Source organism: Citrobacter sp. XY323 (genome assembly GCF_025106035.1).
Lineage (GTDB): Bacteria > Pseudomonadota > Gammaproteobacteria > Enterobacterales > Enterobacteriaceae > Citrobacter > Citrobacter braakii.
This window is the reverse complement of sequence record NZ_JANYUK010000011.1, coordinates 341946-355389: the sequence shown is the minus strand read 5'-3', so window position 1 is coordinate 355389 and position 13444 is coordinate 341946. Positions and strand designations below refer to the sequence as shown.

Sequence of the window (13444 nt, the reverse complement as noted above, 5' to 3'; positions counted from 1 at the left end):
GATAGGGTAGCAAATTGAAAGGTTATGCAAAAGAAGAACTTACCCTACAGCATGTCCTGTAGGGTAAGTTTTTAACGAATTGTTTTTGGCGTCATTACCCGACGAGCGCCCACATAGTGGCGCTGCCAGTAATCTTCACTCAGAGAGGTGATTTGAATTTCCTGGCCGCTGCGCGGTGACTGAATAAACTTACCGTTGCCAACATAAACGCCAACGTGATCGGCAGTTCCACGCCCCTGGGTACGGAAAAATACCAGATCGCCATTTTTCAGTTCGCCACGTTCAATCGGCGCAGCATCGCGCAGATGATACATTTCGTTCGCTGTACGTGGAATGCGGAATTTCACCAGATCTTTATAGGCGTAATAGACCAGACCGCTGCAGTCAAACCCGGTTCTTGGTGAGGTGCCGCCCCAGCGATAAGGCTTGCCGATTTGGTTCATCAGCGTGGACATGGCGGTTTTAGTGGCTTTCTGCACTTTCACTTTATGCGCGTCAGCCAGCGTCGTTGGTACGGTGGTTTTCACTTTTACACAGCGCGGCTTATGACCTTTGCGCGGCGTGCATTTTTCAGTCCAGGTAACGGCAGCGGTTTGTGCTGCGGTGTTTTTACCACGACGGTTTGCCGTTTTAGTCGACTTTGCCGGAGCGGCAGTGCGATGTTTAGAAGAGGAAGCGGTTTTGGTGCTGGTTTTGCTGGTGGTTTTTGTCGCCGTTTTCTTGCTGGTTTTTGTTGTTTTTTGGCTGGTTGTTGCGCTTTTCTTTTTATCTACCGTTTTGATGGTGTGGGAATGGGTAGGTGTCGTCCTGGCCTGCTTGGAAGCATGAGCCATGGGCGTAAAGGGCAGTGTAGTAAAAAGTAAAGCACAGAGCGTGATCGAGATTCGGTTTATCCGCGCCACTGAGCAATCCTCTGGTAAGGCAGGTCTATCATGCCTGCGTGTGATTTTCAAAACTTGATGATTCTAATCTATAGAAAGAGGGAAAGTTAATAGCTTTTTTGTTTAAAACTACGTTTCGTAACCGACCGCAAAAAAAATCAGCAATTAAAGTTGGCGTTGGTGAACGAATAATCAAATCCACAGGCTTTAAAGGGATAAGTGAGATTGTGAATGCAACTTTTGGCGTCAGGGGATAAAATAATAACGCGTAATGAAAATGTTATTTTCCGTTGCCTGTCTGACCCGCTACAATGTCAGACTACTGCCGTAAAAGAAGTTTAAGGAAGCAAGATAATGAGCACCACTATCGAAAAAATCCAGCGCCAGATCGCTGAAAACCCGATTCTCCTGTACATGAAAGGTTCCCCTAAACTGCCAAGCTGCGGTTTCTCCGCTCAGGCTGTGCAGGCGCTGTCCGCCTGTGGTGAACGCTTTGCTTATGTTGATATTCTGCAGAACCCGGATATTCGCGCCGAGCTGCCGAAATACGCAAACTGGCCAACCTTCCCGCAGCTGTGGGTTGATGGTGAGCTGGTTGGCGGCTGTGACATTTTGATCGAAATGTACCAGCGCGGTGAGTTGCAGCAGCTGATTAAAGAAACAGCGGCGAAATACAAAACCGAAGAGCCGGACGCTGAATAATATCAGCGTAAATAAAAAAGCGACCTCGTGATGGTCGCTTTTTTTATCGGTCCGTTATGCCTCTTCAGGCACGGGAAGAGGCCAGCCGCCGAGACGTTTCCAGCGGTTAACAATTTCGCAAAACAGCACGGCCGTCCGTTCGGTGTCATACAGCGCCGAGTGCGCCTGAGTCCCGTCAAATTCCATTCCTGCCGCCAGGCACGCTTTCGATAACACAGTTTGCCCCAGAGACAGGCCGCTTAAGGCCGCAGTATCAAAGGTGACGAACGGATGAAATGGATTACGTTTGAGCGAGGCGCGTTCTGCTGCGGCCATCATAAAACTGTGGTCGAACGTAGCGTTATGCGCCACCATGATCGCCCGATTGCAGCCGCTGTCTTTAATGCCTTTACGCACCATTTTAAAGATGGCATGCAGAGCGTCATATTCGCTGACCGCGCCGCGTAGCGGATTGTTAGGGTCAATTCCGTTAAAGGCGAGGGCTTCCGGCTGCAAATTCGCGCCTTCAAATGGCTCTACGTGGAAATGTAACGTCGTGTCCGGCATCAGCCAGCCTTGTTCATCCATTTTCAGTGTGATGGCTGCGATCTCAAGCAGCGCATCGGTTTTGGCATTGAACCCTGCGGTTTCGACATCAATGACGACAGGATAAAAACCACGAAAACGGTCACACAGACCGGAAAGTTGAGCGTTATCGGACATCTGGGTCTCTTAATACGGGAAAATTGCAGCGCGTATTATGGCAAAATGATGAGTATAAAACTACGGGCACAGACGATCTGCGCCCGTGGGGAGGTTAGTCGCCCAGGCCGCGCCCGGCGTCTTTCTCTTCGATCAGTTCAATTTTGTAACCGTCTGGATCTTCAACGAATGCGATTACGGTTGTGCCGCCTTTTACCGGACCGGCTTCACGCGTGACGTTACCGCCATTCTGACGAATACGTTCACAGGCTTCGGCTGCGTTATCTACGCTCAGGGCGATATGGCCGTAGGCAGTGCCCAGCTCATACTTGTCGACACCCCAGTTATAGGTCAGTTCGATCACGGCTTCGCTGGTTTCAGGGCCGTAGCCGACAAAGGCCAGGGAGTATTTGTATTCAGGGTTTTCGCTGGTACGCAGCAGCTTCATGCCCAGCACGTTGGTATAAAACTCGATGGAACGCTGCAGGTCACCCACGCGCAGCATGGTATGAAGTAAACGCATCTTTTTCCCCTTCGAAAATGGCTAATACATTCAAAATGTTGTTTTAGTATAGCGGCGTTGTTACGCCGCTATCAATGGCAGAACGGAGTTTGTGACGTTAGAGGGTAGGATAATCGGTGTAACCTTCCGCGCCGCCGCCGTAGAAGCTTTCGGCACGTTGCGGATTCAGCTCCGCTTTACGCTGCAGGCGCGCAACCAGATCCGGGTTAGCGATATAGGCGCGACCAAAAGCAACGGCGTCGATCAGGCCTTTCTCGATCAGTGCTTCTGCTTTTTCAGGTGTGTAGGCACCCGCACCAATGATCGGACCGTGGAAACGCGCACGAACTTTTTCGCGAAACGCATCGGAATACGGCTCGCCGCCAGCCCAGTCCGGCTCAGACATATGCAGGTAAGCGATTCCGCGCTTGCCCAGTTGTTCAATCAGATACAGCGCATCGGCTTCTTCGTTCGGCCCGTTGTCAACGTTCTGGAATGAGCCAATCGGAGATACGCGAATACCAATGCGATCGGCACCCCATTCTTTAATACCGGCATCGACAACTTCCAGCACCAGACGTGCACGATTTTCGACGCTGCCGCCGTACTGATCGGTACGCTGGTTAGACGTTGGCGACAGGAACTGGTGCAGCAGATAGCCGTGAGCGGAGTGCAGTTCAACCATGTCGAAACCCGCTTCGCGCGCGTTGGCAATCGCCTGACGGAAGTCATTAACGATGCCAGGAATTTCTTCAGTTTCCAGCGCACGCGGCATTGAGGTATCCGCACGCGTTGCCAGACCATTTTCATCACGCAGCGAGGTCCGGGTACCGGCGCTAATCGCGGAAGGTGCGACCGGTGCCTGACCGTTGGGCTGCAGACTGGCGTGAGAGATGCGCCCGGTATGCCACAACTGGACCGCAATATGACCTTGCTCCGCATGTACGGCAGCGGTGATTTTTTTCCATGCGGCAATTTGCGCTTCGCTGTGTAAGCCGGGTGCCCCCGCATAGCCTTTCGCCTGCGCGGAAATCTGTGTAGCTTCACTGATGATAAGACCCGCGCTGGCGCGTTGACGGTAATACTCGGCCATCAGCGGAGTAGGGATGTCGCCAGGCTCAATGCTGCGCAGACGCGTCAGTGGCGCCATGAATACGCGGTTTGCTGCCGTAATAGCACCCACTTTCAGTGGGGAAAAAAGTTTTTCAGATGACATATGGCACTCCTGAATAGACCGGTCGTCTAGTAATAAAAGAAATAAAAACGCCTGTTAAACGGCAGGCGTAGTAATGATGGTTTTAACGTGCGCCAGCGCATTTTCCAGCGGGGTGGCGCTACGAGAAATCTTGGCCTGCAGGTTGGCGCCCAGCCACAGCGCATACAATACCTGCGCCTGCTGTAACGGCTCGCCAACAAAGGACAGACAATGATTTGCCTGACCTTTCTCCAGCGCCTGCGCTAACAGCGCAATAATGTGCCGCGCGCCTTTATCCATCGCCGTGCGCATATCTTCTGACAGATCGCACACTTCGGCAGACAGTTTTACGGTTAAACAACCGCTGATAATACCGTGCTGGCTAAACTGGTTCAGGGTTTCCTGATAGTAGGCCAGAATGCGGTCGCGATAGTTTCCTGCCCCCGTATCAAAGTGCGTAGCCAGTCGCTGATGATAGGCCGCATAGTGGCGTTCCAGCATCGCAACACCGAACGCTTCTTTAGAGCGAAAATAGTGATAAAACGAACCTTTGGGGACTTCAGCGGTTTTCAGTAGTTCGCTTAAGCCCATACCGGTGAAGCCGCGCTGCATACACAGCAGTTCGCCAGTCGCCAGCAGATGTTCGCGCGTATCGTGTTCAGTGATTTTGTTCATGGGAAGGAGTGTAATAGACCAGTCGGTCTAATGCAATAGCGCTTGCGAGAAATTCAGTTAACGTCTTCAATAGGTATATCAATCTTACGAAAGGAGGGGATGTGGCCGAACAGCTGGAGTTTTTCCCCGTCCAGAGCCCATGCCGTGGAATATGTCAGTCTGACGAGCGCGGTTTTTGCCGCGGCTGTTTTCGCAGTCGGGATGAGCGTTTTAACTGGCAAAAGATGAGCGATGCCGAAAAGCAGGAAGTGCTACGGCTTTGTCGTCAGCGCCTGATGCGTAAATTACGAGCAAACAAAGCCAACCCTTCGGAAGAACCGCAACAACCTTCACTCTTTTAAAAGCGTAATTGCGTATACTCGATGCACATTCACTTATAAGGAAGCTGCTATGGTTCAGCGTATTACTATTGCGCCGCAAGGTCCGGAATTTTCTCGCTTTGTAATGGGGTATTGGCGCCTGATGGACTGGAATATGTCCGCGCGCCAGCTAGTCAGCTTTATTGAAGAACATCTGGACCTGGGCGTTACCACCGTCGATCACGCCGATATTTACGGCGGATACCAGTGTGAAGCGGCGTTTGGTGAGGCACTGAAGCTGGCTCCGCATCTGCGTGAAAAAATGCAGATTGTTACCAAGTGCGGGATCGCCACGACGGCGCGCACGGAAAATGCGCTGGGTCATTACATCACCGACAGCGCGCATATCATTGCCAGTGCGGAAGCATCGTTGAAGTTACTGGCGACCGATCATATTGATTTGCTGCTCATCCACCGTCCCGATCCGCTCATGGATGCGGACGACGTCGCCGACGCGTTCAAAAAATTGCACCATAGCGGAAAAGTGCGTCACTTTGGCGTATCTAACTTCACCCCGGCACAGTTCTCACTGCTGCAATCGCGTCTGCCGTTCACGCTGGCGACTAACCAGGTTGAGATCTCACCGGTACATCAGCCGCTCCTGCTGGATGGTACTTTAGATCAACTGCAACAACTGCGCATTCGTCCGATGGCCTGGTCCTGCCTCGGCGGTGGTCGTCTGTTTAATGACGATGCGTTCCAGCCATTACGTAATGAACTTGCCACAATCGCAGAAGAGTTAAACGCGCAGTCCATTGAGCAGGTGGTGTACGCCTGGATTTTACGTCTGCCGTCTCAGCCGTTGCCGATTATTGGCTCAGGGAAGATAGAGCGCGTACGCGCTGCCGTTGAGTCTGAGTCATTGAACATGTCTCGCCAGCAGTGGTTCCGTATTCGCAAAGCCGCGCTGGGTTACGACGTACCGTAATCGCGTTTTTGACGCTTCTCCGTTCAAATTTGTGTCACTGGTTTACACTTATCAATCAGACACCTTTCGGACGGAGGTCTTATGAAGCGTTTGAGTTTGGCCATTATTACTCTACTCGCCTGTGCAGGTGCGCAGGCTGCTAGTGAAGAAAAAGTGACGATGAATCTGGTAACGTCGCAAGGCGTCGGCCAGGCGATTGGTACGGTCACTATTGCTGAAACCGGGAAAGGGCTGGAGTTTACGCCCGATCTGAAAGCGCTGCCGCCGGGTGAACATGGCTTCCATGTCCATGCGAATGGCAGTTGCCAACCGGCGATTAAAGAAGGAAAAGCCTCAGCCGCGGAATCGGCTGGAGGCCATTATGATCCGCACCAAACCGGCAAGCACGAAGGCCCCGAAGGCGCAGGCCACATGGGTGACCTGCCGCTGCTGGTGGTGAATAACGACGGTAACGCCACAACACCGGTCATTGCGCCGCGGCTGAAAACGCTCGATGAGGTTAAAGGCAAAGCGCTGATGATCCATGTCGGTGGCGATAATATGTCCGATCAACCAAAACCGCTTGGCGGTGGTGGCGCGCGCTACGCCTGTGGCGTTATCAAATAATCAATTGCCTAGCGTACCCGGCGGAGGCGCCTGTTCGAGCTGAGAAAGCGAGCAGTGTAGTCGCCAGATAAGCGCCGACAGTTCCTGCGCCGCAGGTTGATGATGGTGGGCGAGCGTGTCGCAAATACGCTGTAGCTCACTCAGCGTGGCATTCAGCGGTCGTTGCTGAACGCCGCGCTCACTCATTACGTCGCGAAGCAGCGAAATACACACGTCTCTGACGCGAGCCAGAGGATCTGAACGTACCTCCCAGGTGCGCAGTTGCCACACCACGTGCGAGCAGTTCAGCAAGACAACCCCCCAACGCAATAGCCAGCGTCGCGCCAGTGCATCCTGACTGTTGCTGAGTTGGCTGACGTGATGATAGGTCAGCGACTCAAATTCGTTTTCACTGAGTGAGGGATGTCGGCTGAGCTGATCGACAAAATCCCGGCGCAGGGCGCGAATATGGCGGCGACCTTTCCGCGCATCCGATCCGGGCCGCAGAATGGCGAATGCCAGCCACGATAGCGCCACGCCGGTGATTTTCGCCATATTGTCATTCAGGAAATCAGCAAAATCATAAACCGGCGGATTAGTCACCGCGATAAACGATCCCATAAACACGATTAGCTGTCCCCAAAGACCCGCCAGCGCGGGCATTTGCAGCTTCAGGAGTTGCATGGTAGCGAGCAGCGGGAAGAGAAACAGAATGAATTGCCAGAGGTCAGAGATTTGCACCATCAGGCCAAACTTAACCACAAAGCTAAACAGCGACAGCAGAACCAGCGTGCGCATCAGCAAAGAAAGTGACTTGAACGGCGTGGCTACGGCGGAATAGAGCACGCTGCTGATGGCCGCGAGCGTTAGTGCGCCAGAGCCTGATTCCCATTGCGCGCCAATGCTCCATGCGCCGATAAGCATCAGGGTACAGAACGTACGCAATCCGCTCCAGAGTGCTTCCGCATTATCGGTATGACGGGCAAGTCCTGGCGTGCGGGCGATAGTAATAAGCTCGGCGGTAACGCCATTTTCCAGTAAATGCAGATAATGACTGCTGCGTAAGTACAGCCGACAAAAATAACGCAGTCGTTGCCAGAAGGCGACGTGCCGATAGTCGCGTGCATCGAGAGGACGCAGGGGGGCGATAATACGTGCGACGGTGTAGGTGTCGGTATTGGATTTGACCAGCTCGCTGAGCAGTTGTTCGATGATTTGCCGGGTATTAGCCGGGGGATTGGGCCAGTTCAGTAGCATCCTGCGCAGACTGGATATCACGCTGGTCATACGTAACTGCTGATGCAACAGCGAATTGAGCAACGCATTTTGACGGCGAAAACGGTAGTGACTCCAGAACGCCTGAATACGCAGCAGGTTCATGGTCAGAATCTGACCGATAACACCTTCATGGGCTGTGCGAATTGCATCCGTTGTCTCCGGTTGCCAGAGTAAGCTGGCATGCTCCAGTAAACGCGAATGCATGTTTTTCAGCGCGGTAAGCAATGTGGTGCCATCGGAGGTGCTGGGGAGGATCATCATCATCATGCCGCCGCACAGGATACCGACGATGACCTCGCATACGCGGGCCTGAGCAATATCCCACAACTGCGTAATCTCTATGGTATTGACCATGGGAAAAGCAATGATCGCCGCCGTATAACCAGCCAGTTGAAAGGAGTAGGCGACGTTATTGGTGAAGTGCGCGCAGGCCCAGGTACAAAAACCGATCCACACTGACATGCTCAGCAAAAACAACCACGGCTCATTGAGGGTATGACCGGCAATAATCAACGCGGCGGTGGCGCCCAGTAAGCTACCCGCAACACGACCCAGACTTTTGCTGATAACCCCGCCGACGGTGGGAAAGCTGACCACTGCCGCCGAGGTCATCGCCCAGTAGGGCTCATCCAGATTCAGGTAATAGGCGAACGTTAACGCCAGACACATCGCAATGGTATTTCGCAACGCATAACGCCACTGCGCTACCGTGGCTTTAAACCACGGCCAATGGCCTGGCATCAGGTGGGACAGTTTCATTTACGCTGGCCGATAGACACGCTGCAGGTCGTACCAGAAACCAGAGTGACATCCTGCGGCAGAGCGTCGAATTCGATGCGGACCGGAACGCGTTGGGCCAGACGCACCCACGGCACATTGGGTTTGATGTCGGGAATCAGGCCGGAATCGCTTTCCACACTTTGGTCGTAGATGGCGCGACCAATACTGGATACGTGACCCTGTAACTTTATGTTGCCGCTGTAGAGCGTGATAACCGCAGGAGCACCTTCACGAATGTGGCGCAACTTGGTTTCTTCAAAATACCCCATCACATAGAAAGAGTGGCTGTCGACAAGGGCAAACAGGGGCTTACCGGTTGAGGCGTAGTCTCCAGTACGAGTTGAAAGGTTGGTGACCCAGCCCGCTACGGGCGCTTTGACCACCGTCTGCGTCAGTTGCCACTGTGCCTGGCGCAGACTGGCCTCGGCTGCTTCAACGCTGGCCTGCATGGCTTTCACGTTGAGGTTAGCAGTATCCAGATCTTCGGCTGAGATATAATTTTGCGATAAATGACGGCGGCGGTTGGCTTCGTTATTGGCTTTCGCCAGATCGGACTGTGCCTTCGCCAGCTGCGCTTGCGCATTTAGTTCAGCAATGTGAAACGGCGTCTTATCGATGATAAAAAGGACATCGCCTTTGTTCACAAACTGGTTATCTTTTATATTGAGTTCGCTAATGCTGCCTGAGACCTGCGGCGTGATGCTGACCTGCTCAGCTCGCACTTTGCCATCACGTGTCCAGGGCGATTGCATATAGTAATTCCACATCCACCATCCGGCGAAAACTGCGATGGCAGCGACTATAATGGTGGAGAAGTATTTAATGGTTTTAAGCGACATAATCACCACACAATCAGCATTACAAAGGCCAGACATACGCAAAGCGTAAAGAGTGACAGATCCATTAACAGGGGATGCCAGATTTCGCCGGAGTAAATCCAGTCGCGCAGGAGGCGATGAACAACCAGCCAGAGAATAAATCCTGCTACAAACGCCTTGAAAACAGGAGGGAAGTAGACAGATGCTCCGATCATTAAATCTTGTAGGGGCAATCCTGTTGCATTAAACATAAACTTCACGGGCAAAATCCTTGGCGGAAGAGAGCATTGCTATAGGTTTAGCAAAAAAGAGACAATGAGTCTCTGTAACGCATAATGTCTGAAAAAATGTCAGCCGGTAAGCAAATTTGGCAATACATTTGTTTTGGGAATACAAATGCTGCACACTATTCTAAAATCAGCACAATAACTTAGCAAGCTAATTATAAGGAGATGAAATTGGAATCGCCATTAGGTTCTGATCTGGCACGGTTGGTGCGCATTTGGCGTGCTCTGATTGACCATCGCCTGAAACCTCTGGAGTTGACGCAGACGCATTGGGTTACGCTGCACAACATTCATCAATTGCCGCCTGATCAATCGCAGATTCAGTTGGCTAAAGCGATTGGCATCGAGCAGCCTTCGTTGGTACGCACGCTTGACCAGCTGGAAGAAAAGGGACTCATTTCACGACAGACTTGCGCCAGCGATCGTCGGGCAAAGAGAATTAAACTGACAGAAAAAGCAGAGCCGCTGATTGCAGATATGGAAGCGGTTATCAACAAGACGCGTGGAGAAATTTTGGAAGGGATTTCAGCTGAGGAAATTGATCTGCTGATTAAACTGGTCGCCAGACTGGAACACAATATTATTGAACTGCAGTCACAGGGCTGAAACGATAAGATGACGTGTGGCCAGAGCCTGACCACACGTGAATTCGATTAGCGTGGAGACACGGTAACCTGGCTGCCGTTGTTAGCCATAACAACGCGCTGGCCAGCTGAGAACTTGGTCGCACCCTGTTTCTGAACCACCATGATGGTATTACCGTCGTCCTTACGGATTTCCAGTTCTACACCCTGGGTTTTATTCATCGCACCTTGTACGCCTTGACCCGCTACGCCACCGGCAACTGCGCCAGCCGCCGTGGCTAATGAACGACCCGTACCGCCGCCGACGGTGTTACCCAGGAACCCGCCGAGTACCGCACCACCAATTGCGCCAATCACGTTTGCGTCATCGCCACCCTGGATTTGCACCGGACGAACATGAACAATTGTACCATAGGTAACGTTCTGAACTTGTTTCGCTTCGGATGCGGTGTATACGTCGCCTGAAAGGCTATCATTGTTAACGCAGCCCGCCAAAGACACACCCATTAATGCAACAATCAGCACACGTTTAATCATTTACAAATCTCCTTTAACACCACGAAACGCTAATAAAGCACCCTTCATGGCTAAATTATATGGCACTTGTGAGCCTAAGGTCACATGTTCTACTGGAACAATATGAAAATCTTAACCGAAATCGGATATACCGAGTATAAACGAATCATTCATATAATTGATGTAATAAAGCGTCCATTGTAATGATTAGCCCTCAAAAATCATTAAGGAAGCATGGCATTAGTCGGCACTTTATGGTTGAGTGTCAAGGCTAATTTGCTTAAAAGGATGACATATGAAATCGGGCCGTTTTATCGGTGTAATGTCTGGAACCAGCCTTGATGGTGTCGATGTTGTGCTGGCGACAATAGATGAAACGATGGTTGCGCAACAGGCGAGTCTGACCTGGCCTATTCCTCTCCATATAAAGCAGGCGATCCTGGATATCTGCCAGGGGCAGCAGCTTACGCTATCGCAGTTTGGCCAACTCGACGCACAGCTCGGTTATCTGTTTGCCGAGGCGGTGAATGCACTGTTGGCACAGGAAAAATTGAAACCGCAGGAGATCGTTGCGATTGGCTGTCATGGGCAAACCGTGTGGCATGAACCGACGGGAATCGCGCCGCACACGCTGCAAATTGGCGACAGCAATCAAATCGTCGCGCGTACCGGGATAACGGTGATCGGCGATTTTCGTCGCCGCGATATCGCTCTCGGCGGGCAGGGCGCGCCGTTGGTTCCCGCTTTTCATCAGGCGCTGTTGGCTCATCCAACGGAGCGGCGGATGGTGCTAAACATCGGCGGAATTGCCAATCTGTCTCTGCTTATCCCACAGCAACCCGTTCGCGGTTACGACACCGGGCCGGGCAATATGCTGATGGATGCCTGGATCTGGCGGCAATGCGGCCAACCCTACGACAAAGATGCGCAGTGGGCCACATCGGGAACGGTGATCCTGCCTTTACTGCAAAATATGCTTAACGATCCTTATTTTTCTGCGCCTGCGCCGAAAAGCACTGGCCGCGAGTATTTCAATTATGGCTGGATAGAACGTCATATGGCGCAGTTCCCGGGAATAAGCCCGCGGGATGTGCAGGCGACGCTTGCCGAACTGACGGCCGTGACCATTTCCGAGCAGGTCTTGCTAAGCGGAGGCTGTGAACGGCTAATGGTATGCGGCGGCGGCAGCCGTAATCCGCTACTGATGATGCGTCTGGCGGCATTATTGCCAGGGACAGAGGTCACTTCAACCGATGAATCTGGGATCAGCGGCGATGATATGGAGGCCCTGGCTTTTGCCTGGCTGGCGTGGCGAACGCTGGCGGGATTACCGGGAAATCTGCCTTCTGTGACCGGCGCATCAGAACCGAGCGTTTTAGGGGCGATTTATCCTGCTAACCCACGAACTCAGAGTTAACTGAAATTATTCAGCGCCATATGTCGATAAACTAGGGATATTAGGGAGGGTGCCATTACCCTCCAGGACCAGGAAAGTCTTCAGGATATGGCTATGAAAAAACTGTTGTTAGTGTGTCTGCCGGTACTGCTTAGCGGGTGCAGCGTGTACAACCAATTTGTCGAGCGTATGCAAACGGATACGCTTGAATACCGCTGTGACGAAAAACCGCTTACAGTGAAGCTGAACAATACCCGTCAGATGGCGAGTTTTGTTTATGATAATCAGCTATTGAACCTCAAACAGGGCGTGTCGGCATCAGGTGCTCGCTATACCGATGGTATTTACGTCTTCTGGTCTAAAGGCGACGAGGCAACGGTCTATAAACGAGACAGAATTGTGCTAAATAACTGTCAGTTACAGAACCCGAAGCGTTGAGATTTTCACCTGGGCGGCGCACAATAGCGTCACCCACTGACAATCCGTAGCCAACATCATGTCTGATAACGACGAATTGCAGCAAATCGCGCATTTGCGCCGTGAATACACGAAAGGCGGTCTCCGCCGCCGAGATCTTCCCGCCGAGCCCCTTGCGCTGTTCGAGCGCTGGCTGGGGCAAGCCTGTGACGCCAAACTGGCCGATCCCACTGCGATGGTCGTTGCTACCGTCGATGAAAACGGTCAGCCTTATCAGCGTATCGTGTTGCTCAAACATTATGATGACAAAGGGCTGGTGTTCTATACCAACCTCGGTAGCCGTAAGGCACATCAGATTGAGAAAAACCCACGCATCAGCCTCCTGTTTCCCTGGCATACGCTGGAACGGCAGGTGATGGTGATCGGCAAGGCTGAGCGCCTGTCCACGCTGGAAGTGGTGAAATATTTCCACAGTCGCCCACGTGATAGCCAGATTGGCGCCTGGGTCTCTAAGCAATCCAGTCGGATCTCCGCGCGCGGTATTCTGGAAAGCAAATTCCTCGAACTGAAGCAGAAGTTTCATCAAGGGGACGTTCCACTGCCCAGTTTCTGGGGAGGCTTTCGCGTGAGTATTGAGCAGATGGAGTTCTGGCAGGGTGGCGAAAACCGTCTGCACGATCGTTTTTTATACCAACGCGAAGATAACGCGTGGAAAATTGATCGCCTGGCCCCCTAAAGATGCAAAATTCTTGTTTTAAGCGCTGGTGCTGAACAATCCGGCGCTTTATTCTATGTTTCTTTCGCATCAGGCGAAAAGTCGTGTACCGGCTAAGGTGCAGTCGTTTTATACATGGAGATTT

The 13444-nt window shown here is 52.2% G+C and carries 16 protein-coding genes and 1 pseudogene; 8 read left to right on the top strand and 9 right to left on the bottom strand.

The features are described from left to right. Positions 1–71 precede the first annotated feature (71 nt). Positions 72–902: a C40 family peptidase gene (locus N0B36_RS15815; protein WP_259688619.1), complete on the bottom strand. Its 831-nt coding sequence runs from the start codon at positions 900–902 to the stop codon at positions 72–74. 333 nt (positions 903–1235) lie between these two features. On the opposite strand from N0B36_RS15815, the gene grxD reads away from it, so the two are divergent. After that, on the top strand, positions 1236–1583 hold the full coding sequence (gene grxD, locus N0B36_RS15810; protein ID WP_003832760.1) for a monothiol glutaredoxin 4: 348 nt from the start codon (positions 1236–1238) through the stop codon (positions 1581–1583). A 54-nt stretch (positions 1584–1637) separates the two neighbouring features. On the opposite strand, the gene rnt is transcribed toward grxD, so the two are convergent. The 4 genes from rnt to N0B36_RS15790 form a co-directional block, all read right to left on the bottom strand. Continuing rightward, positions 1638–2285: a ribonuclease T gene (gene rnt, locus N0B36_RS15805; RefSeq protein ID WP_016152990.1), complete on the bottom strand. Its 648-nt coding sequence runs from the start codon at positions 2283–2285 to the stop codon at positions 1638–1640. Between the two features lie 94 nt (positions 2286–2379). Beyond that, the gene (gene gloA, locus N0B36_RS15800) at positions 2380–2787 is read right to left on the bottom strand and encodes a lactoylglutathione lyase (RefSeq protein WP_003029198.1); all 408 of its coding nucleotides are present in this window, start codon (positions 2785–2787) and stop codon (positions 2380–2382) included. A gap of 97 nt (positions 2788–2884) precedes the next feature. Beyond that, positions 2885–3982: an alkene reductase gene (locus tag N0B36_RS15795; RefSeq protein WP_003029197.1), complete on the bottom strand. Its 1098-nt coding sequence runs from the start codon at positions 3980–3982 to the stop codon at positions 2885–2887. Between the two features lie 54 nt (positions 3983–4036). After that, positions 4037–4636 carry a TetR/AcrR family transcriptional regulator gene (locus N0B36_RS15790; protein ID WP_016152991.1) on the bottom strand — a complete coding sequence of 200 codons (600 nt, stop codon included), beginning with the start codon at positions 4634–4636 and terminating at the stop codon, positions 4037–4039. Positions 4637–4737: 101 nt separating this feature from the next. On the opposite strand from N0B36_RS15790, the gene N0B36_RS15785 reads away from it, so the two are divergent. The 3 genes from N0B36_RS15785 to sodC all read left to right on the top strand — a co-directional run bounded on the left by N0B36_RS15785 (position 4738) and on the right by sodC (position 6529). Then, complete coding sequence (locus N0B36_RS15785) at positions 4738–4977, top strand: DUF1289 domain-containing protein (protein ID WP_016156428.1); 240 nt, start codon at positions 4738–4740, stop codon at positions 4975–4977. A 49-nt stretch (positions 4978–5026) separates the two neighbouring features. Further along, positions 5027–5923, top strand: a complete 897-nt coding sequence (locus N0B36_RS15780; RefSeq protein WP_016152993.1) for an aldo/keto reductase family oxidoreductase — start codon at positions 5027–5029, stop codon at positions 5921–5923. An 81-nt stretch (positions 5924–6004) separates the two neighbouring features. Beyond that, positions 6005–6529, top strand: coding sequence for a superoxide dismutase [Cu-Zn] SodC (gene sodC, locus N0B36_RS15775; protein WP_016156429.1), 525 nt, complete (start codon positions 6005–6007; stop codon positions 6527–6529). Here sodC and N0B36_RS15770 read toward each other — a convergent pair. The 3 genes and pseudogenes from N0B36_RS15770 to N0B36_RS15760 form a co-directional block, all read right to left on the bottom strand. Then, positions 6505–8545, bottom strand: a pseudogene (locus N0B36_RS15770) (FUSC family protein). The gene sodC and the pseudogene N0B36_RS15770 overlap by 25 nt on opposite strands. Continuing rightward, on the bottom strand, positions 8542–9405 hold the full coding sequence (locus tag N0B36_RS15765; RefSeq protein WP_016152996.1) for an HlyD family secretion protein: 864 nt from the start codon (positions 9403–9405) through the stop codon (positions 8542–8544). Before N0B36_RS15765 ends, N0B36_RS15770 begins: the two are co-directional and overlap by 4 nt. A 2-nt stretch (positions 9406–9407) precedes the next feature. Beyond that, positions 9408–9644, bottom strand: a complete 237-nt coding sequence (locus N0B36_RS15760) for a DUF1656 domain-containing protein (protein WP_016156432.1) — start codon at positions 9642–9644, stop codon at positions 9408–9410. 192 nt (positions 9645–9836) lie between these two features. Here N0B36_RS15760 and slyA point away from each other — a divergent pair, with 192 nt between their 5' ends. After that, positions 9837–10277: a transcriptional regulator SlyA gene (gene slyA / locus N0B36_RS15755; protein ID WP_019076732.1), complete on the top strand. Its 441-nt coding sequence runs from the start codon at positions 9837–9839 to the stop codon at positions 10275–10277. 47 nt (positions 10278–10324) lie between these two features. On the opposite strand, the gene slyB is transcribed toward slyA, so the two are convergent. Then, positions 10325–10792, bottom strand: a complete 468-nt coding sequence (slyB, locus tag N0B36_RS15750; RefSeq protein WP_046276343.1) for an outer membrane lipoprotein SlyB — start codon at positions 10790–10792, stop codon at positions 10325–10327. Between the two features lie 274 nt (positions 10793–11066). Between slyB and anmK the strand changes: the two genes are divergently transcribed. The 3 genes from anmK (at position 11067) to pdxH (ending at position 13320) form a co-directional block, all read left to right on the top strand. Then, positions 11067–12188, top strand: a complete 1122-nt coding sequence (gene anmK, locus N0B36_RS15745) for an anhydro-N-acetylmuramic acid kinase (RefSeq protein WP_259688616.1) — start codon at positions 11067–11069, stop codon at positions 12186–12188. Between the two features lie 87 nt (positions 12189–12275). Next, positions 12276–12605 carry a C-type lysozyme inhibitor gene (gene mliC, locus N0B36_RS15740; protein ID WP_085951051.1) on the top strand — a complete coding sequence of 110 codons (330 nt, stop codon included), beginning with the start codon at positions 12276–12278 and terminating at the stop codon, positions 12603–12605. A 58-nt stretch (positions 12606–12663) separates the two neighbouring features. Further along, complete coding sequence (gene pdxH, locus N0B36_RS15735; RefSeq protein WP_200046678.1) at positions 12664–13320, top strand: pyridoxamine 5'-phosphate oxidase; 657 nt, start codon at positions 12664–12666, stop codon at positions 13318–13320. The last annotated feature ends 124 nt before the right edge of the window (positions 13321–13444 follow it).